The 22932-nt window shown below is 29.5% G+C and carries 13 protein-coding genes; 7 read left to right on the top strand and 6 right to left on the bottom strand.

The genetic code is table 4. The annotated features are described in order from the left end of the window. Positions 1-27: 27 nt before the first annotated feature. The 5 genes from tsaE to V2E24_RS02940 all read left to right on the top strand — a co-directional run bounded on the left by tsaE (position 28) and on the right by V2E24_RS02940 (position 3984). Entirely contained in the window at positions 28-426 is a 399-nt protein-coding gene (gene tsaE / locus V2E24_RS02960; protein WP_330500938.1) for a tRNA (adenosine(37)-N6)-threonylcarbamoyltransferase complex ATPase subunit type 1 TsaE, read from the top strand. Continuing rightward, positions 426-986, top strand: coding sequence for a tRNA (adenosine(37)-N6)-threonylcarbamoyltransferase complex dimerization subunit type 1 TsaB (gene tsaB, locus V2E24_RS02955; protein WP_330500937.1), 561 nt, complete (start codon positions 426-428; stop codon positions 984-986). Before tsaE ends, tsaB begins: the two co-directional genes overlap by 1 nt. After that, positions 986-1945, top strand: coding sequence for a tRNA (adenosine(37)-N6)-threonylcarbamoyltransferase complex transferase subunit TsaD (tsaD, locus tag V2E24_RS02950; protein WP_330500936.1), 960 nt, complete (start codon positions 986-988; stop codon positions 1943-1945). The genes tsaB and tsaD overlap by 1 nt, the downstream gene beginning before the upstream one ends. Continuing rightward, positions 1927-2742: an HAD family hydrolase gene (locus V2E24_RS02945; RefSeq protein ID WP_330500935.1), complete on the top strand. Its 816-nt coding sequence runs from the start codon at positions 1927-1929 to the stop codon at positions 2740-2742. Before tsaD ends, V2E24_RS02945 begins: the two co-directional genes overlap by 19 nt. Positions 2743-2865: 123 nt before the next feature. Continuing rightward, a complete protein-coding gene (locus V2E24_RS02940) occupies positions 2866-3984 on the top strand; it encodes a restriction endonuclease subunit S (RefSeq protein WP_330500934.1) in 1119 nt (372 codons plus the stop codon). Positions 3985-4092: 108 nt separating this feature from the next. Here the strand turns inward: V2E24_RS02940 and V2E24_RS02935 are convergent, their stop codons facing one another. From V2E24_RS02935 to uvrA, 4 genes are read right to left on the bottom strand one after another with little or no spacing between them, the layout of a single operon-like run. After that, on the bottom strand, positions 4093-5010 hold the full coding sequence (locus V2E24_RS02935; protein ID WP_330500933.1) for an NAD(P)/FAD-dependent oxidoreductase: 918 nt from the start codon (positions 5008-5010) through the stop codon (positions 4093-4095). 43 nt (positions 5011-5053) lie between these two features. Beyond that, positions 5054-6055, bottom strand: a complete 1002-nt coding sequence (gene lgt, locus V2E24_RS02930) for a prolipoprotein diacylglyceryl transferase (RefSeq protein WP_330500932.1) — start codon at positions 6053-6055, stop codon at positions 5054-5056. Then, on the bottom strand, positions 6055-6981 hold the full coding sequence (hprK, locus tag V2E24_RS02925) for an HPr(Ser) kinase/phosphatase (protein WP_330500931.1): 927 nt from the start codon (positions 6979-6981) through the stop codon (positions 6055-6057). Before hprK ends, lgt begins: the two co-directional genes overlap by 1 nt. Before the next feature lie 52 nt (positions 6982-7033). Continuing rightward, entirely contained in the window at positions 7034-9874 is a 2841-nt protein-coding gene (gene uvrA / locus V2E24_RS02920; RefSeq protein ID WP_330500930.1) for an excinuclease ABC subunit UvrA, read from the bottom strand. Between the two features lie 278 nt (positions 9875-10152). Between uvrA and rpmF the strand changes: the two genes are divergently transcribed. Beyond that, positions 10153-10350, top strand: coding sequence for a 50S ribosomal protein L32 (gene rpmF / locus V2E24_RS02915; protein ID WP_330500929.1), 198 nt, complete (start codon positions 10153-10155; stop codon positions 10348-10350). Between the two features lie 119 nt (positions 10351-10469). On the opposite strand, the gene V2E24_RS02910 is transcribed toward rpmF, so the two are convergent. Both V2E24_RS02910 and V2E24_RS02905 read right to left on the bottom strand, forming a co-directional pair. Then, positions 10470-11771 (bottom strand): DUF2179 domain-containing protein, encoded by a 1302-nt coding sequence (locus tag V2E24_RS02910; protein WP_330500928.1) that lies wholly within the window; start codon positions 11769-11771, stop codon positions 10470-10472. A gap of 208 nt (positions 11772-11979) precedes the next feature. Next, positions 11980-19056 carry a hypothetical protein gene (locus V2E24_RS02905; RefSeq protein ID WP_330500927.1) on the bottom strand — a complete coding sequence of 2359 codons (7077 nt, stop codon included), beginning with the start codon at positions 19054-19056 and terminating at the stop codon, positions 11980-11982. Positions 19057-20974: 1918 nt separating this feature from the next. Between V2E24_RS02905 and V2E24_RS02900 the strand changes: the two genes are divergently transcribed. Continuing rightward, complete coding sequence (locus V2E24_RS02900; RefSeq protein WP_330500926.1) at positions 20975-22927, top strand: DNA topoisomerase subunit B; 1953 nt, start codon at positions 20975-20977, stop codon at positions 22925-22927. The last annotated feature ends 5 nt before the right edge of the window (positions 22928-22932 follow it).

Genomic DNA, 22932 nt, shown 5'->3' with positions numbered 1-22932 from the left:
TCTTAAAATATGTAAAATAGGTAAAAAATGAAAATAATTAAAACTAATGATTTACTTGAGATAAAAACATTAGCTCAAGAAATTTTTGAATCACTTAAAAATAAAAAATTTTTGTTGCTAAATGGTGATTTGGGAGCTGGCAAAACTACCCTAGTTAAAGAAATAGCAAAGCTTTTAGAAATTCAAGAAAAAATAACAAGCCCAAGCTTTAATTACATGAAAATGTATGATGATAAATTAATTCACATTGACATGTATAACTATAAGGGTGATTTAGATGAGTTTGAAGCTTATTTTGACGATGTTAAGGTTGTGGCAATTGAGTGAGCTAACAAATGTAGATATGATTTTGATCAATACATTAGTGTAGATATTGAAGTTGATCAAAATTTAAAACATATTTATACAATAAAAGGAATTGAATAATGAAAATTTACTTAGATGTAACTAATCAAGAATTTTACTATGCAATATTTAATAAAAATCAAATTATTTATCGTAATTTTATTCCTCAAATCAAAAAGAAGGTAGAGCTTATACCTAAGGTTTTTGAAGATTCACTTAAAGAAGTGAAATTAAAAATGGGGAATATAGAAGGTTTTTATTTAAATGTTGGTCCTGGGTATTTTACTGGTGTTAGAATTGGCTTAGTATTTTTTAGAACTTTAGCTTTATTGTTAAACAAACCTATTTACACAATTAGTTCATTTGAAATCTTAAAAAAACAAAATCCTGATAAAAAACACTTTTACATCGACGCTCAAGGTAAAAAAGCATATTTTTTAGATTTAGATAATCTAAAAAACCAACTACAAGAATCAATTCAAGTAATTGATTTTGTTGGTGAGTTTGATAAAATTGATTACTTCAAATTTGAAAAGAATTTTGAAAATTATTTAAATTTATTCAAAAAGTATGATTATTCAAAAGTTTTAGAAATTGAGCCTTTATATATTAAAAAACCGCAAATAGGAGAAAAGAAATAATGCGTATTATCGGTATTGAAACTTCACATGATGACACTTCTATTGCTGTTATAGAAAATGGTAAAGTCTTAAAGATGTGAAGCATTTCCCAAATAGATATCTTTAAAGAATTTGGTGGAACTATTCCTGAAATTAGCAGTAGAGAACATGTTAAAAATATCGGAATCATTCAAAAGAAATTAATGAACGAATTTAACTTGAATACAATTGATTTTGTTGCCTACACTTCACATCCGGGTTTAATTGGGACATTGCATATAGGTTATTTATTTGCAAGTGCATTAGCTTTATTTTTAAATAAAGAATTAATCCCAATTAACCATTTAGATGGACATTTTTTTAGTGCAAGCATCGAAAATAAAATAAAGTTTCCAGCTTTGTGTTTGTTAGTTAGTGGCGGACATACGCAATTAATTTATGCTAAAGATAAAAATAATTTAGAAATTATTGGTGAGACTTTAGATGATGCTGTGGGAGAGGCTTTTGATAAGGTAGCAACCAAATGTAACTTAGGTTTTCCTGGCGGACCTATTATTGATGAGGCTTTTAAAAATTATAAGGGTGAATATATTAGTTTACCTACACCTAAAACAGAAGCTGAATTAGATTTTAGCTTTAGCGGTCTTAAAAGTAGTGTCTTAAACTACATCAATAAAGCCAACATGCAAAAACAACAAATAGATTACACAAAACTAGCTGTAAGTTTTCAAAAGGTTGCAGTTGATTATTTAATTCAACAAACAAAAAAAGCTATCGATAAATATCCAATTAAAACACTAATTTTAGGTGGTGGAGTTAGTGCTAATTCATATTTAAGACAAGAGTTTGTCAAGTTACATCCTAACACAATTATTCCTAATTTAAAGTACGCCACAGATAATGGGGCTATGATTGCTCAGTGTGCATATATGAGAATTAATAAGTGAAAGAGGTTTAAAGCATGAGTCAAAAGAAAATAATTTTTTATGATTTAGACAAAACAAGTTTAGATGCTAAAGTTGATAACAAATCTGCCTTTAGCGAATATACTATTAATGTAATTCAACAAGCACAGCAAAAACTTTTAATGATTCCTAGCACTGGCAGAGGTGTAAATAACTCAACATTTAGAATTTTAGATTCTATTAAAGCTAAAACATATATTTTATGAAACGGCGCCAAAATTTTTTACAACGACCAAGAAATTTTTTCTAAGTCAATTGACAAAAATGCTATGAGTAAGTTATTTAACTTAATCAAAGAACAAAAAGTTATTAGTGTTTTTAATAGCGATTTTAGACGCTCAGCATTTACTAAAAAAATTCTTCCTAAAATCGCTTCAAAATTTTATGGTGATATTAAATTTTTACCAAATTCTTTTGATGTAGATAATATTGAAGTTTTTAAAGTTATTATTTGAGATTATTCAAAAAAGAAAATTCACAAACTTCAAAAAGAATGATCTAAAATTTTGGGTGATTTTTTAAATGTATCTTTAAGTGGGCACAAAAATAATATCTTAGAAATAACACACAAGGATGTTTCTAAAGGAAACGCTGAAGTGTTTTTAGCTAATTATTTAAATATTGACACTAATGATTGTGTGCATATTGGTGATAGCATGAATGATGCTTCTACTAAAGGTAAAATCGGGATGTTGATAGCCTTAAATAATTCTGTCCAAGATTTAAAAAATATCGCCGATAAAATAAGTCCTTTTAATTACAATGAATATGGATTTGCTAAAGAAGTTGAGCAAATTATTGAAAATTATTAAATCAAACACATCCAAACGGATGTGTTTTAATTCTTTAGTAAAATTTGAACCTGAATTCGAATCTTTTGATAAATACTTTGTATTTAACGTATAAAATATAATTACTATCGATTGGAGAGTTATATGAGAGAAGTAAAAAACGTGCCTGAAATTAGATTTAATGGTTTTACTAACGCTTGGGAACATTGTGAAATTAAAAATATAGCACAAGTTGCAAATGGCAAGAGTAATAAAAATAATTCAATTGATAACGGAATATACCCATTCTTTGTTAGATCTGAAATTATATTAAAAAGTAATAAATATCTATATGATGAAGAAGCAATAATAACAATAGGTGAAGGAAATATTGGTAAAGTATTTCATTACATTAATGGTAAATATGATTTACACCAGAGATGCTATAAAATAAGTAATTTTAAAAATATTAATGGCAAATATTTTTATTGATATTTTAGTAGTAAATTTTACGAGAGAGTAATAATGTTGTCAGCAAAATCCACAGTTGACTCTGTAAGAATGGATATGATTGTAGATATGCAAATTGCACATCCAAAAGAATATAAAGAGCAGATTAAGATAGCTAAGTTATTGGATAATTTTAATACTCTCATTGTCCTTCATCAGCGTAAGTTAACTTCTCTAACCCAAATAAAAACCTCGTTATTAGATAAAATGTTTGTCTCTGAATCAGAGAGTAAGCCAAAAATTAGATTCAACAATTTTACTCACGCTTGGGAACACTGTAAATTAAAAGAATTATGCGTTATAAAAGTTGGCAAACTAAATGCAAACGCAATGGATCCGCACGGTAAATATAATTTTTATACTTCGGGGATCCAAATATTTAAAATCAATAAATATAGTTTTGAAGGTCCTTCTATAACTATAGCTGGGAATGGTGCATCAGTTGGTTATTTACATCTTGCTGACGGAAAATTTGATGCCTATCAAAGAACATATGTATTGAATTCGTTCCAGGCAGATAGAGTTTTTATTTTCTATTATTTAAAAAACAATTTGCAAACAATAATAAAAGAAGAGGCCAGATTCGGAAATATACCTTACATCGTTACAGATATGTTGAGTGAATTTGATATAAGAAAAACTTCGATCATAGAACAAAATAAAATCGGTAAACTTCTATTTAATATTGACTCTCTCATCACACTTCATCAGCGTAAGTTAAAAAAGCTTGAAGAAATTAAAAAAGCGATGCTAGATAAAATGTTTGTTGGTTAATTTCAACACAAAGATATTTTTGGTTTTATCTTAAGATAATATTGGGTATTAGCTCATAAAAAAGCAAGAAAAAAACATCTTCGACTGAAGATGTTTTTGTTTGTTAAATTAAGCTAATGAATCAGAAATTTTCTTAGCAGCAATAGCTCCATCGTTTGCCGCTGTAACAATTTGTCTAATATCTTTAGCACGGATATCACCTGCAGCAAATAATCCTTCAACTTCTGTTTCCATAAATTCATTGGTTTTAATAAAACCACGTTCGTTTGTAATATTAAGGTGTGATACAAATTCAGCTTTAGGTTCCATTCCAATATAAGGGAAGAAACTTGCTACTTCTAATTCATGAAGTGTGTTTGTTTTTGAGTCAAACACATGTGCTTTTTCAAGTGATTTATCACCTGAAAGTTTTTGAATTTGTGAGTTAAAGAATACAGTAACATTTGGTTGTTTTAATAATTCTTCAACTAATTTTTTCTCAGCAATAAATGCATCATCTCTAACAACTACATAAACATGTGAAGCTATTTTACTTAAGTATGTAGCTTCTTCAACCGCACTATTACCACCACCTAAAACGATAGTTGGGTTTTTTCCAAAAATTGGACCATCACAAATAGCACAAAAGCTAACACCGTTATTCATGTAAACATCAATATTTTCAATAAAAGTAGGAACTCTATTTTGCATTCCTGTGGCAATTAATACGCTTCTAGCCTTAAGTGTAGTTTCATCTTTTAAAATAACACTAAAATCTTGGTGTGCGTGTTTTTCGATTTTGACTACTTCACCAAATGTGTATGTAGCACCATATTTTTGAGCGTGGTCAAAAAATTGTTGTGCTAATTCTCATCCTTCAACCATTGGTGTTCCTAGCCAGTTTTCAATTTTACTTGTTGCAGATAATTTACCACCTGGGGCTCCTTTTTCTACAAAAGCTACTTTTAAATTCGCTCTAGAAGCATAAAGAGCAGCATTAAGCCCTGCTGGACCTGCTCCGATAATAACTAAATCATATTGTTGCATAAAAACCTCTTTATTAAATTAAATATTTATTTGTTAATATTTTTTAAGCTGTTTTGGTTTTTTTATTTTTAGTTAAATGAGAAATTAATTTGTAATAAAATGCTTTAAAACTTGTTGCGTTTACATAATCTATGTAAGCACTTTGGTGCATAATTACATAATCGTAATAATAACCTTTTTTAACTTTTATATATTCAACTAAACTTAAAAATTGGAAATATATAAATGCTAAAAGACCAAATAAAATAAACATAAATGATAAAACGCTATAGTAACCAAATGCCTCTTGTCTCATTGGTTCCATAACAATACGAACTACCCCATAATACACAAAGTATAATGAAGCTGTTGTTCCTGGTTTAGATAAACCAAATAAATTAATAACTCAAACTAAGATAATATAACCAAATAAACTAAATAAAGCTTCATACAAGAACAGTGGATAACGATAAGCTCCTTCTAAACCTAAAGAGTCGCTTAAAGAATCGCTAATGTACATATTTGTAGCAAAACTTTTGCCAAAAATTAATACACTATTACCACTTCAATCGATTTTTCCATAAACTTCATGGTTGGCATAGTTACCAAATCTTCCGACAAATTGCCCAATTAAAATTGTCGGGATTATGTAGTTGGCAACTAGCCTCATATCTATTTCGCTGCGTTTAGTGTATCCATAAATTAAATCACCAATTACAGCTAAAATAATTCCTCCTTGGATACTAAGACCCCCATCTCAAATCCTGTATCATGCACTCCCTTTAAAAGGTTCATTTTCATATATTAACGCCTCAATAATATATCCTAAACGTGAACCTAATAAAGAAAGAGGAATTGTGATTAACACAAAAGTTAAGAGTGTTTCAATTTTATATTTTGCTCTTATTCAGAAAAACAAAATTGTTAAAACTGAACACAAAATCCCTAACATTAACATTAGTGAATAAACACGTAAATCAAAAAATGATGTTTGAAAAATATAAGAAGGTGTGTTGGCTCTAATGGCAGCGCTAGGAACTCATGCAGCAGCTAAATTGTTAATCATTATTTTTCCTCCTTTCTTCTTCTTTCGATTTCTTCAATTAAGTTTTGTCCTTCGTGTCTTGCTAAGTAAGCGCTTACAGCTGCCTCAATTAAGCTGGCTGTGTTTCCTCCATCTTTAAGTGGAATTTGGATTTTTTTAATTGAACTTCCTAAAATTGGAAACTCTAAAAAATTAATTCCTAATCGATCAAGTTGATTTTGGTATTCTTTATTAACCAATTCTACAACCAATCTAATACTGCAGTTACTTGCAACTGAATTAATACCATAAGTGTATTTAACATCAATAATCCCTAGTCCTCTAACTTCTAGGAAATTACGAGTAATTTCAGGGCTACGACCAATAAAGCGATCGCCTAAATTTTTAATTAATACAGCATCATCACTAATAAAAACGTGACCCCTTTGAATTAAATCAAGTGTAGCTTCACTTTTACCTGAGCCACTAGGACCAATAATTAAAACTCCAATTCCTCCAATTAAAACTAAACACCCATGCACTTGTACTTCTTCTAAATAAAAACTATTTAAATAGCTTCCAATAGTTGTTGTAACTGATGAGGAATTAGTATTAACAGCGGCTATAGGAATGTTGTATTTGTTAGCCACTGAAACTATTCATTTTCTAACTGTATTGGTTACCCCTTTAGACAAAATAACCAATGGTGGTTTTTGTGAAAAGACAAAGTCAATGGCCTTAATTGCATTTTCTTTGCCAATGTTCATAAATCATTTGCTTTCGGTAGTTCCTCAGGCAATAATATTTAAATTAGCACGAGAATTAGGAACTAATTGCGCTAATTCCAATCCCACACGTTTGATAGCTGGACTTTGAATATCTAAATAATTAAGTGAGGGTGAATCGTTAATAATTTCTAAATTAAAACGTTCAATCACTTTTTTTGAATTTATTTTTTTATTGTTCATTTTTCTCCATTTTTATATTTAAATTTTATATTTAAATTTAAAAAATGTGATTTTATTTTAAAATATCCTTTAATCATTGTCCAGTGTAGCTACTTTCAATTTTAGCTACTTGTTCAGGTGTACCTTTGGCAATTACTTTTCCACCATTAACCCCACCATCAGGTCCTAAATCAATAATATAATCAGCACACTTAATTAAATCTAGATTATGTTCAATAACTAAAACACTATCACCATTATCAACAATTCTATTTAAAATTTTAATTAAACGCGATACATCATATGTGTGTAATCCTGTGGTTGGTTCATCTAAAACAAACAATGTTTTACCAGTAGGTTTTTTTTGTAAATATGTGGCTAATTTAACACGCTGAGCCTCTCCACCACTTAAGGTTGTGGAGCTTTGACCTAGTTTAATATAACCTAAACCAACTTCTTCAAGAATTTTTAACTTTTCTAATAATTTAGGTTTGTTATTAAATATTTCAATGGCTTGATAAACTGTTGAGTCTAAAATGTCAAAAATGTTTTTGTCATGATATTTTATTTCTAATGTTTCGCGATTGTATCTTTTACCATCACACTGATCGCAACTTATATAAACATCAGGTAAAAAGTGCATTTCAATCTTAAGTGATCCATCACCACTACACTTTTCGCATCTACCACCATCAACATTAAAACTAAAGCGTCCTTTTGTGTAACCTCTTACACGCGATTCTTCAACATTAGCAAAAATTTCACGAATATCATCAAACAACCCTACATAAGTAGCGGGATTACTGCGGGGTGTTTTACCAATAGGACTTTGGCTTACAGGTATAACCTTGTCGATATTAAATAAACCACTAATAGAGTCAAATTTAGCTTTTTTGAACTCATTAACTTGGTTTTTATTTAAATAATATTGAATACCATTAACTAATATTTCATTAACCAAAGTACTTTTACCTGAACCACTAACTCCAGTAACTGCTACTAATTTACCTAGGGGGATGTTAATGTCAATGTTTTTGAGGTTGTTTTCTTTAGCACCTTTAATAATAATTGATTGACCATTCCCGCTTCTGCGAGATGTTGGTGTTTCAATTTTTCACTCACCACTTAAATATTTACCGGTAATAGAATTAGGATTTTGTGCGATGTCATTAACACTTCCTTGTGCTACGACCTCACCACCATATTCTCCAGCCTTAGGACCAATATCAACAATATGATCTGCGCTAAAGATAGTTTCTTCATCGTGTTCTACGACAATTAAAGTATTACCAATATCTACCATTTTTCTTAACGCGTCAATTAATTTTTGGTTATCTTTTTGATGTAGTCCAATTGAAGGTTCATCTAAGACGTATAACACACCTGTTAAATTAGAACCTATTTGCGTAGCTAAACGAATACGTTGCGATTCTCCACCGCTTAAAGTTTCACTATTACGATCTAATGTTAAATAATCTAGCCCAACATTTTTTAAAAAAGTTAAACGGTTAATTAATTCGCTAATAATTAACTTTGCAATATTTTCTTCGTTTTGACTAAAGTGGCGATTTTCTAAGTTTATAAGCGCATCAGCTACACTTAAGCGCGTAAAATCATATATATTTAAATTATTGACTTTAACAGCTAAAGCTTTATCATTAAGTCTTGAACCTTTACATACTGCACAACTAAAAGTTCCCATGTATCTTTTGAGTCAATCTCTGATTCTATTGCTTGATGTGTCATAATATTGTTTTTCAACTTTAGTTAAAACTCCGTCGATAAACTTATTACGTCTAGTTTTATTACCTGAAGAACTTTCTAAAACATACTCTATTTCTTCTTTACTTCCGTATTTGATAATATCTAATTCAAATTTAGACATCTCATCAATAGGTTTGTCCACAGATATGTTATAGTGATTTAATAACACCTCAAACTCTTGTCACTCTAAATTTAAAGTATCAAAAGTATTTTCAAAAATTTTGATCGCTCCTTGTCTGATAGTACGTCAGCTTTCAGGTACTAACGCATCAAAATCAGCTTTTAAGTCTACACCAATTCCTTTACAGTGCTCACACATACCATAAGGTGAGTTAAAAGAAAAAAGTCTAGTTTCAATTTTGGGCATTTCAAAATCTTTATAAATACATGAGTGAGATTTAGAAAACAATTTAGTTGTATTATTAGTGTGATTTTCAACCTTAAGTGATCCATTAGCTTTTTGTGTAGCTATATCGATAGCTTCGGCAATACGATTGTAATTATCTTGGTTTAATGCTATTCTAGTAATTAACAAATCAATTGTGTGTTTTGTGTTTTTATCAAGTTGAATATCGTCAAATTCTAACTGATACATTTGATCATCAATTTTAGCCCTTAAATAACCTTCTTTTTTAAGTTTCTCAATAGTTTTAGCATGTGTCCCTTTTTCTTGCTCAACTATTGGTGCATAAATATATAAAAGTGAATTAGCCGGTTCACTGTAAAGTGAATTTAAAATATCTTTAGTAGTTTGCGAAGAAATTTCAATATTGTGTTTAGGACAATAAGGTTTTCCAATTCGTGCAAACAATAGTCTAAAATAATCATAAATTTCTGTAACTGTTCCAACTGTAGAACGAGGATTGTTGTGGGTTGTTTTTTGTTCAATGCTTATTGAAGGGCTCAAACCATCAATACTGTCCACATCAGGTTTACTAGTACCTCCTAAAAACATTCTTGCGTAGCTGCTTAAGCTATCTACATATCTTCTGCGTCCCTCTTCATAAATAGTATTAAAAGCTAAACTACTTTTACCGCTTCCACTTAAACCTGTAAAAACAATTAACTTGTTTTTGGGTAAGGTAAGCGAAACGTTTTTAAGATTGTTTTCTCTTGCTCCCTTGATTATAATTTCTTGGTCTTTAGACATTAAGTGTCCTTTCGCTGTAAAATTAATTATCAATTAATAAAAGTATAAAAATATCTTTTTATATTATAAACTTTTATTTAGTTTTTGAAAGTAATAAATTAAATAAAGATTACGAAAAAGTTAAAAAAAGCTAAATTTAAATGATAAAAATTAACTTTTTGGCAAAAAACTAGTTCCTTTTACAAATAAAAAAACACAAAATAAAAGTTTTATTTTTTTAAACTTAATATATAATATTAATGCTATTTATAAAGATACCACAAAATAAGGAGGAACTCATGGCAATTGTACCAAAGCGTAAAACATCTAAACAACGTAAACACAAAAGAAGAACCCACGATGCACTTACAACACCTAACCTTGTTGCATGCTCAAATTGTACACAATTAATTGAACAGCACTGTGTATGCAGATTCTGTGGTTTCTATAAAAATAAAAAAGTTGAAGGATATAAAGCCTTAAACGATAGAGCTTAATAATCTATAAATAATCAAGAAATGCTTAATAGGCATTTCTTTTTTTATTTTTAATGAAATTATAAATATTATCAAAAATAAAAAAGTTAATGACTTAACATTAACTTTTAGAATTATTATTAGAATTTCTTCTCAGGTAAGTATACGTACCCATCAATAGCATTAACTTCACTAACGGCTATAAACGCTTCAGGATCTATCTTTCTAACATCTTTAATAATACGTGGAATTTGTCTAAAAAGTGTAATTGAAGTAATTACATCAATTTGTTTCTTAGAGTATCCTCCCTCACCTTTGAAAAGCGTAATACCTGTAACAATTTTACGGTCTAGTAAAATTTTATCTTTAACATCATCACAATACATTGAAAAAATTTCAACTCTGACTAATTTAAATTTAGGATAAAGCTTATTAAGTACAGCAATATAAACGACATTACTTAAAATAGTAGCTACAAAATTAGGAGATAAATACATCTCAAAACCTCAAGCTTTATCGGCTAAAATTCTTAAAGCTTGATTATTAGCTCCGTTTAATTTTTCAGCTTCTGATAATAAAAGTGAACCTGGTAATCATGAACCGACTAACACAGAAATTAAAACGATTACAATATTCATGTATCCGCTTATAGTTCCAAAAGATTTTTGTTTTGTGTTTGCATATCACTCACCAATTACACCAGTAACTCCGGCTGTACCACCTAAAATTGCAATAATGGCAAAAACTCATGCTAGCATAAATCCATAACTCATTGAATAAATCATCAGCGCAATAATATTACCACCTTCATTTCAAAATAAAGGTATTAAATTGCTAAGTTTCTTTTGATATTCTGGTAAAGCCTCTTGAACTGCTTTATTTGAAAAATCACCAATTAAATAAACTTCGTTTGCTCCAGGAATAAGACCAATACCAATTGATGTAAATGAGCTAACAATTAAAAATAAAACTGTTAATATTGTAAATATTCTTCCTATTTTATAATAACCAAAAATAAAAATAGGAATACTTAAAATAATATAAGCTAATCAGAATATAATTTGGTCAATTAAATTACGTACATCAGCAGCGACACTAGCGGGTAATTTAACCACAACTAACCTAGCTGCCGCTTGACCAAATGCAGCTAGCCCAAAATTATAAATACCAACGTTTTTAACAAAGAAAACGCTAATTACACCAAAAAATATCGCAACAATTGTTGTAATAATTAAAACCTTATACATTGGCATAGGCGAATATAACTTAGATATTTTTAACCCAAAATTATTCATTTTGGTTCTTCTATAAGTTGTGTTAGCTTTTATAACTTTAGAATTTTTATTAACAGTATTAAATTCATCTTGATCTTTATCATAAATTTCTGTCAAGACATTTTGTTTCTTTTTTCTAAAAAGTTCTATTTTCTTTTTATCTGACATAACTCAATCACCTCCTTTTGTAAAAAATTAAATAAAAAAAATAAAATTGCCCTAAGGCATTTTTATTATCATACAACATTTTAAGCATTACATAAATAAATAGTTTTATATGTGGAAAATTCGCACAAAAAAGCCAGAAACTGGGTTTTCTGGCTTTTTAAATTGATTTTAGTTATTCTGGGAATAAATGATTAATAACTAAAATTTATTATTCAGTTTGTCCTGCATCTGATCCAGTAGTTGCTGAAGTTTCTCCAGTGTTAGCTGGTTGAGGTTGTGCAGCAGCTGGAGCAGCTGAAGAATCTGTTCCTTCGCTAGCGGCTGTTGAAGTACCTGGAGTAGGTTCTGCAACTGCAGCTTCTGGTTGAACTTCTTCAGCAGCTGGTGCTACATAATCAAATTGACTAATTCAAGCGAATTTTTCAGCTGTTTCTTTGTATTTACTATCAGCTAAAGGACCTTCTGTAGCTTTTGTAACTACTCTATAGTTAACACCAATACGACCATTGTATTTGTCATCAACCACTGAAGTTATAACAACTTGTAATTGATCTAAGTATTGTTCAAATTCTTTAGAAGTTGTTAAAGTTCCTTCTGTGTATTGTGCTATTTTAGCTTTTTCTTCAGCTGTTGCTGTTTCTTTATTGTAGTTTACAACAGCAGCAGCAGCAGTCATGTCAAAGTTTACTGATGAATTGAATTCAGCTGATGCATTAGCAATAGCATTTGATACACCTTTTAATAAATCAAGACCGGCTTTTGTTGGTTGATTTAAGAACACTGTTCTTGTAGGGATTGAAACTGATGGTTTCTCTTGATCATATTTATCATATGTTTCCACAACGTAGTTTAAAACGAATGATACTTGATATTGATCACTTGAAAGTACATGAGCGTCAACAACTTTGAAGTTTACAAGTAAAGGTGATTGGAATGAAGCTGATGAATTTTTGAATGCCGCATCTACTATTAATGAAGCTACAAAGTTTTTATTTGATTCATCACTTCCTGCTCTGTTATATTGCTCAACTAATGAAGAGTTTTCACCGTTTGTCATAAATGAATTAATTGTATTTACGACTTCTTCAACACTCATAGCTAATGCAAAGTTAACATGGTCTTGTGAAGTTCTCTTAATAATTCCAGCTAATGATGGAGAAATATTTTGTCAGTAGTATGATAATTGTTTATCCATTTTAGCTTTTTTATCTTCATCACTTAAATTAGAATCTCTATTTTTATCATAGATTTCTTTTGCTCCGGCAGTTAATTTTGCAAATGCATCATTTGTGTAAGTATTTAAACCTAAAGCCATTTGGTAAATAGGTTTGTAGTTTTCATTGGCTTGATCACCAAAATTAAATTCTGAAGCGTTTGCAAAAGCGTTTGCGTTAGCTAATGAACCATTAGATAAAACATTAAATTTAACCATTTCGGCTAATTTTTGAGGGTTTTTGATGTTTTCTAATGAAATTACTGCATTATCATTAAGAACTGCATTAGAAATGTTTGCGTATTGTGTAGCAGCATTTAATAATTGTAGCTCTCTTTGAATTTCTTGAGCTTGGGCTTGGTTAGCAACCAATTGTGATTTGAACCCTGTAAGTTTTACTAAGAATTTAGGAGATGTAACGTTGTTAGATACGAATTTATTTCCTAATGTTAAAACTACATATAAATCAGTTGTAGTATTCAAGTTTTGTAATAATGGAGCTAATTCATTATTTACAATTTGATATGAAGCAACAAAGAATCCCTCTTGAGCAAATTTAGATTCTTTACTAAATTGAACAGATTTAACTTCTTTTACAGTGATTTCGCTAAATGTAGGTTGAGAATATTCAATATCTTTAGCTGGGCCAGAAGCTACAACAGATAAATCAGTTGGATTTTCTAATGTTAAATCTTCTTTAACTAAATTATCAATTACTCCGCTTCCTTGTTCAAATACATTATTGTATGGTTTTACACCTGTATCTGTAGCAACTAATGATAAGTAATCGATAATATCACGAGTTTCTTTAGGTAATTGTGTAGAAACTAATGTTGTACTTGCTAAAGCAGATTCAATCATTTGTCTCTTAATTTGTTCTTCTTTAGTTAATTGCTCATTTGTCATTAAGTTGTATAGCACAACTTCAGAAGTAAATTGTTTTGAAGTTACACCTGAGAATCCTAATTCTGATTTTTTGTTTACAACGTAATCCATCATTCCCATTTGCTCAGGATTATTTGAAACTAAAACGAATGAAACAATAGCACTGTTTGGTTTAAATCCTTTTTCTACAGAAACTACTCTTAATGAAACTTTGTTTGTGTTTGCAAAGTTTGTATCTAAGAAGTTAATCATATCTCAAGCGTTAACATTCTTATCTTTGTATAACATTGTTGAATTTGAAATTAACATATCAGATGTTAAATTTGTAACACTAGCAAATTTAGGATCTACACCTAAAACAAGATTTGCAGATTGTCCATTAATTTGAGACATAGCAGCTACTGTGTTAAGTCTTTCAACTTCTTTTTTGTATGCTGCATTGTAAGCTTCTTGAGTCATTAAAGTCATTGTTCCTGTAAGAACTCTTGATGAAACTTGATTTGACCCTGTTAATTCTTCATTTGTTGAAACTAATTTATATTCAAATGAAATTGTTCCTTTTTGGTTATCAACTTCAATTGAGCCTGGAACGAATACACCTTTAACATTTGCTAATAAATCTGATTCTTGTGATTTTAAAGTAACTTCAATGTTTTCAATGTGTCTAATAATAACATCGTTTGCTACTGAAGGTAAGAATTGAGATAAATCATACTCAGTAGGTGTTTTAATTGAAGCTGTAATTTGTTTTGCTTTAGCAGCTACAGCATTAACTTGTGTTGTTACTTGTTGTTTTAATGTTGCAAAGCCATTAACTGAAATTTCTTTTGTAGCTTTTACTTCAGGATTTTCATTGCTTGCTATTTCAACTGTAACAACTACAGAATCATTATTAGCTGCATCAGCACCCTGAGGTAAGGCTACGGATTTAACTGATAATGTGTATTGTGATTGTTGGTTGCTTTCTGTGTTTTCTGTAGAAGTAGGTTGTGTAGGTAATGTCGCATTGAATAATGAAGTAACATCATCCATAGCCACAACTTTGACAGGTGTCACAGCATTTTTAGCTTTATCTCCTGCACCTGTGTAATTTACAGTAACATTTGGAAGTTGTTGGTTTAATGAGTCAACAAGTTTTTCTTTTTCGCTTTCAGCTAATGTTTTAAATCCACCAAATGTAGCTGTCATTGTTTCTGTTTCAACAGGTACTTGTTTTCCATTTACTTCAGTAATCATACCTGGTTTAGTAGATACTATCTTATAAGAAATAGTTAAGTTTCTACTTGATTTGTCATTTGGGGTAGTAAGAGCCACTGCTGTTATAACAACATTAGCTTGTTCATCTTTATAATTTGCAATTTCACTAAATGCGTCTTTAATCTGTTGTGCTTTAAGAATTGAAATATTTCTTAAAGGAGCGAAGCTAGCCAATTGATCTTTAGTAACATTTTCTTGTCCTGATAATGAATCTAAATTGTTGTATTGATCTGTTGAAACATATCCTTGTGTTTCGTATTGGAATTGAACTTTTAATTTAGATAATCTTGCTTTTTCTTCTTCAGCAGAAATTGAAAATCCTTTTACAACAACACCTGTTACACTTGCTTTAATTGTTCTGTCGTTTTGAGCTTGAATTGTTGGTAAATTATCTAACACTCTAGAAATTTCAAAAGTTAACTGAGCTTCTCCACTAGTACCTGGAACAGGCATAATTGTGTTTTGAACTGGTGTGAATTTAACTGATGAAATTGGGTAATTTAATAAATCTTCAAATTTTGAATATTCATCAGAGTTCTTAGAAATTAATTCTTTTAATTTAGCTGTAAATTCTCCGTCAGTTAAACCACTTACAAGAGTAGCTTTAAAGTTTGTGTAATTTTGTTGTGTTCTAGCTTGAGCAACTTGTGTTGTAGATTTATTTGGTGTGTAATCATAATCAACGAAAATTCTTTGATTTGATTGAGCGTCTTTTGTTAATAATTCAGCTAATTTACTTAATAATTGTTGTTCTTTAGCTTTGTTTGCAGTATCTCTTTGTTTTTGTGTTTCAAAACCTTTTATAGTAACGTTTTGAATATCATTAATACTTCAATCTGGGTGGTATGGATTTACTAATGTAAATGTTAATTTAACAACACCTGTTTCCTCGTCTGATATTTCAGCGGCTAAAGCTTTAAGTTTAAATACATAATTTTGACCATAAGGTGTTTGAGGATCTAATGCATGAGATTCTCTAGCTCCTGTTTGAGGATTTTTTGATTGGTATTGTGAAGGAATATAGAAAGGTGAATATGGAGCATTTTCTCCCACTAAGTAGCTATAGTGTGATAAAATTTCATCTTTTTGTTCTTTTGTAAGACCTTCTTTTGTAGTAACTGCCTCTGATATTAATGTTTGGGCTTTGACATCAGTTAAAGTGTTGTTAGCAATATTAACAAATGATATAACTCTATTATTTTGAGTTGTTTGGCTTATTATGTCGTTAGCTGTTAAAATTCAATTTTCTTTAATTTTTTGAGCTTCTTCATTGTTTAAGAATCCAGATAATCTTTCATATCTAATAACGCTATCTGAAACATATTGATTTTGAACGATAACGTCACCTTTTGCACTTAATTCTTGTCCTTGTGTTACTGGAATTGAATATTCACTTGTTCCTAAACCAGGAATTAATGCTGCAACTAAGTTTCCTACATTAACTTCTCCGTTTTGAACATTTGGGGTAACGTCAACTGCTAAGTATTTTAATTCAACTTTTTTAAGTTCAATACCAGGAACTAATTCGTTTAATCTTGTAACGATTTCAGATCCATCTACTTTTGTAGCTGGTTGGTTAGTTTGGAAGTTAGATTCAAATCCATTAACATTGTTAAATAATGAATATAATTTTACTTCTTTACCATCGATAACTTTAGATGGGTTAAATGTATCGAATACAGATACGTTTGTAACCGGAGCTAAATCTTGATTGTTTAATGTAAATTTAATACTATTTGTTGAGTCAGTACTTTTAACGATTGAGTATGATTGCATTAAAAGTGAAACATTTCTCTTAATTTTATTAGCGTTTTCTGTTGTTAAGAATCCACTAAGCGCGTTGCTTAATGTTAATGTTGCTGTTACATCTTCCATTCCTGGTTTAGTAGAAACAACAGTAGCACTTACAGCTAATGTTCCTTTAGCATCATCAGCAACTAATTGAACACTTTGCACTTTAGCAGAAACTTCCCCAGAAGATTCAACAGCTAATGATGTTGTTAATATTGAATTGTTTGAAGCGTTGTAATCGAATGATTCAGCAGCACTTACTTCATTATCATATTCAGTTTTAAATACACTTGGTAAAACTTGGGCATTTTTAGCAATTTGATTAAATGTTGACTGAACGTAGTATTTCGCAGTTTCGCTATACACTGGTGTAGCATTTAATGTTAATGCCGCTAATCTTTTTGCTTCTTCAGCTTTTTGATCAACTGTAACTACTGGTTTTTCTTGTGGAGTTTCAGTTGTTTCTTTTGATGGTTCTTCAGGTTTTACTTCAGGAGCAACATATTTTGTGAATCCTGCAAGAATTTTTGTACCTGTAAGTTTTGCTAATCCTTTAGATAATTCAAATTTAACAAGAATTAAATCTGGGTGTGTTACAAGTGTGTAAACTTCTAAAGGTTTAAATTCTACATTAGCGTAGTCTTTTAAGTTATCCACTTCTTGAGTTGATGCTAATGTTGAATTATCAGCAAATTCAATTTTAGAATCTTTGTTGTAGTTGTAAGCTACGCTCATAATGTCTTTATAATTTTCTGTTCTATTATATAAATTATAAGCTTCTCTTGCTGTTGAAGGGTTTGTTTGGTTTTCAGCACTTTGAGTAACTGGAACTAAAACCAATTCTGTTAAGGCGTTATCTAAGTAGTTCATGTCTGCGTAGTATTCTGCTTCAGCAGTCATAAACCCTGAGATTTCAACACTCATTTGTGATGATTTAACATCTGCCATGTCTGCGTTTGAAGATACGATTTCGTATGTTACAACCGCTGTGTTTGACATGTAGTTTTGGTCCGCTTTTGGAGCGATTGACAATACTTTAACTACAGCAGGAGCAACATCACCGTTTGTAACAGTTACGTTTGCAACGTTTAAATTAGATAATTTTGTATTTGCTTTATCTGTGTAGTCAAATTTAACATTGTCTAAAATTTGTTGTTTAGCAGCTTCAAATTCTTTGTGGAATGCTGATTGCATTTGTTCATTATATGTAGATAATGATTTAAATCCACCCATTTGAACTGTTCTTGTTACTTTAATTTCTGGGAATTGTGTAGAAGTATATTGGAATACTACGTCTAAAACATTTTTTTCTTCGGCTGTAGCGTTTAATTTTAATTCTAATAATTCAACACTAGCATTGATGTTAGATGGTGCCTTGAATAAAATGTGAGCGTTTTCGAATTCAAAAGCTTTTTGAGCTGTTGATAATTCGTTTGGTAAGTAGTATTGCGCTCTATCTCCGTTGAAAGCTACCACTGGAGCTTTAACAACGTTTTGAAGATTATTTCTAACAGCTTCTTTTTCAGCTTCTAATCTTTGAGCTTTTTCAGCTTCAGCTTGTTTAGCTCTCATTTCTTCTTCAGCTTTAGCTTTTTCAGCTGCTTCTTGAGCTTTTTGTTCAGCTTCTTTTCTTTCAGCTTCTAATCTTGCTTGGTTTTCTTTAGCTTTAGCAATAGCTTGTGGTGTTTCGTCAGCACTTACTACAGGTCCTAAAACATCAAAATCTTCTGTTTGTTCAAAAACTTGACCATTTGAAGATGCTTCAGGTTTAGATTTAACTAAAACTGTAACTGTGTATGTATATCTGTTTGAATCTGTGTTAAATACTGGTTCATTCTTATCATCTAATTTGAATTTTGAGCTAACGATAGAAGCCTCGAATTTGCTTTTATCAAATCCATTTTTACCTGTAACGTAATTAATCACAGGAACTAATCCATTAATCTTACCGGTTTTTGGATCAATTGATTGTTGTGAAATTGTTACGCTAATATTTTTCAATTGCTCATCAGTAGTTTTTTGAGTTATTGCTTCATTTTCTTTTGAAGAGTCGTAGCAACTAACTGCAAGTGCTCCTGCGGCTAGACCAATACCAGCTAACGAAGATGACAAAATAACTATTTTTTTATTCTTGTTCATTTTGTTTCCTTTTTGTTGATATTTGTTTAAAAATTTAATTTTAAAAATTAATAATTCTAAAAATATAAATCGTAAGCTCGTGGTATAGCTTACAAATTTTTATTTTGTTAATATGAGACAAAATATAGATGTACATTTGCTATCGATACTATATTTACCATATTTACGTCTCGTAAAAATTATAACACGAAATAAAAAAACTGCCTGAGCGGCTAATGATTTAATTTTTTGACTTATCGCTGTGTAAAATAGGCTAATAAATAAATTTATAATAAAAAACGAAATTTAAAAACAATTTTTTTGACTTATTGCTGTGTAAAATAGATATTTACAAAAAAATAATAAAAAAATCAAAAAACAGGCAAATATTTACTAATATGCCTGTTTTATGATACTAAAAAATTATGAGCGACAATAAATAATATGCAGCGTAGGATAACAATTTAAAAAATATATAAAAAACAAATTTTTACGAGCATTAATAATATGAAACCCACTCTTTTTTAAGTCAAAATAATTTTAATAGATTTTTTAACAAATGCAAAATATTTTTTTATATTTTTTGCAAGGAAAAGTTAAATATTATTTCTATTAAAAAGGTTAAATTAACTCATTTGTTTAATTGATTTGTTAAAAACAAAAATTCCACCTAAAAGGCGGGCTTTGGTTTTTAACTCGGTTCCTAAGTTATTAACAAAAATAAAGGAACCAATTAAATTATATTGTAACAATTGTAATAGTTACAAAAATTTTTGAAAAAAGCTGAACTTATTTGAAACTGTATCTATGCTTTTGGGATTTAGATAAATATATAGATATAAACTTAGAATAAGTGAATAACAGCAAAACATATATTTGTCAAACTAATAAAACACTTTTAAGCTTTTTTTATTAATAAAAATAAATTAAAACTATTATTAATTAATAATAAAACAACTAAAAAACAACAATTTAAAAACAGGTTTTACAAACTTAAATTTTTTATTAACAATAAATTCTAAAGTTATGTTTTATTCGAATCAAAAATACTTTTATCTCAAACAAATTCAACAAAAGCATATTTTCAATAAAAGGTATCGTTATTTTAAATTAATAAATTGATCTGTTTTTTAATTATTTATAAAAATAATAAAGATAAATAAATATCAAAATATATAAAGACGATTTTCAAGTTACTAAATTAAAGATATAAAAACTAATTTAGTAATTTATAAGATTACAAAACAATCTATTTTTGTTACAAAGTATTTACAAATTTAAAGAGTAAATTTAAATAGCAACATTACAAAAATTGTGATTTTTCTCTTAAAAAACAAGTTTTTAACAAAAATAAATCAATAAAAAATTGGAAAATTTTCACATGTTTTTTTAGCTTATGTTCTGATATAAAACACAAAAAATAAATAGTTAATATTATGTTTCTTTATTTTTAGTAATTAATTTAAAGTATCTTTAAATAATTTTTATTTTATATTTTTTAAAAATAAATATTAAATTGACCAATAACACTGTGCCACAGTCATATTAATTTTTTGATAATTTTATTTATTTGTAATTTTTACGAGTTTTTTGATTGCTAAAAATACTAATTTAATAACAAAAAATATTAGCTAAATTACAAATAAAAGTAATTTGTCAGCCTTAAAATTCTGCTTTTATAAGACTTGTTTTAAGGCAAATAAATTATTGTTTTTAAAAATGTTTCCCGATTATTTTGAGATATAGGCCTTAATTATGGTGGTATAATTCAATAATACGATTTAAAAAAATATATACTTAATTGGTATTTTATAATTTACCTTAATTTTAATTAATTTAATCTAAAATATTTATCTTTTTTCTATTTTATTTATTTTATTTTATACATATTCAAATTTCTAAAATTATTAATTATGCCAATTATGAACCTAGGAGAATAATGGCTGATAATAATAATTACAGTGCTAGTAATATTCAGCACTTAGAGGGTCTTGAACACATAAGATTAAGACCTGGGATGTACATTGGTACAACTAGTAAGACTGGATTGCACCATATGGCATGAGAGATAATTGACAATTCTGTTGATGAACATATGGCAGGATTTTGTTCTCATATTGAAGTTACTATTACAAAAGATAACCATCTGATTGTAAAAGATGATGGTAGGGGTATCCCAGTAGATATACATCCGCACTTTAACATAAGTGCTTTGGAGGTTGTTTTAACACAAACAAACGCTGGTGGTAAGTTCAATAAAGATTCTTATGCTTATAGTGGTGGATTACACGGAGTTGGATCAAGCGCAGTTAATGCTCTAAGTGATTTGATGATAGCAACTGTTAGAAGAGATGGTAAAATTTATCAAGCTAAATTCGCTGATGGCGGAAAAATTACTCAACATACTAAAATTATCGGTGAAACAGATCTAAACGACACAGGAACTACTATAGAGTTTCACCCTGATTTTAGTATTATGGAACCTAATGTTTTCGACAAAGAAGTAATAATTGACCACGCTAAACAAATAGCTCACCTTAATAAAGGTTTAAGTGTTAGCGTCAGGGACTTAAGAGATAATACATATGAAGAATTTATTTTTGAAAATGGGATTATCGATTATGTAAATGAATTAAATGAAGGTTTAAAACCTTTAGAAGATGAAGTTGAATACATATCTCAAGAATATATCGCATCAACTAGTGACGGCGCAAAAGAAGACGGTACTAGGATGCTTGTTGAAATTGCTTTTCAATATGTAAGTGATTTTTATCGTCCAAACATTATTTCATACACCAATAACATTTCTACGCATGAAGGTGGAACCCATGTGGCAGGTCTTTATGATTCACTTATTAGAATCATAAATAACTACGCAATTGAAAATAACATTGTTAAAAATGAAAGCGAAAAGTTTTCACGAGATGATGTTATCGAAGGGCTAACTGCTATTATTTCAATAAAACACCCAAATCCACAATTCGAAGGACAAACTAAAGCTAAATTAGGATCAAAAGACGCTAGAACAGCTGTTAATAGAATTTTTAGCGAATACTTTGAACGCCAAATGGCTGAGAATCCTGAATATGCAAAAAAATTAATTGAAAAAGCCCAGCAAGCGCGCAAAAGTCGCCTAGCTTCAAATGCAGCTAGAGATAACGCTAGAAGAAAAAGTGCATTTGATAATGGCGGATTGCCAGGAAAATTGGCTGATTGTTCATCTAAAAACGCTGAAATTTCCGAATTATTCATCGTTGAGGGTAACTCAGCTGGTGGAAGTGCAAAAATGGGTAGAGACAGAAATACACAAGCGATCTTACCACTTAGAGGAAAAGTTTTAAACGTTGAAAAAGCACGCCAAGAAAAAGTATTAGAAAACGAAGAAATTATGTCTTTAGTTACTGCATTAGGTACTGGCATGGGTGATAATTTTAACATCAACAAATTAAGATATCACAAAATTGTTATTATGACTGACGCTGACGTTGATGGTGCACACATTAGAACTTTATTGTTAACATTCTTTTACCGTTATTTTAGAGAATTAATTGAGTATGGATTCATTTTTATAGCTCAACCACCTTTATATAAAATTTCGCATGGTAAAACTATTCACTACGCATACACAGATGAACAAAAAGATAAAATATTATCTACACTAAACCCAAACATTAAATTTAACATCCAACGTTACAAAGGACTTGGTGAAATGGATGCTGATCAATTATGAGAAACAACTATGAACCCAGAGAATAGAAATCTTTTACAAGTTCAAGTAGAAGACGCTTACAAGGCTGATTGAGCCTTTTCAACACTTATGGGTGAAAAGGTTGAACCAAGAAGAGAATTTATCGAGAAAAACGCTAAATTTGTTAAAAACCTTGATATTTAAATTAG

The organism is Mycoplasmopsis ciconiae (assembly GCF_036350065.1).
GTDB classification, from domain to species: domain Bacteria; phylum Bacillota_I; class Bacilli_A; order Mycoplasmatales; family Metamycoplasmataceae; genus Mycoplasmopsis; species Mycoplasmopsis ciconiae.
This window is presented reverse-complemented; position numbering and strand designations above follow the sequence as displayed.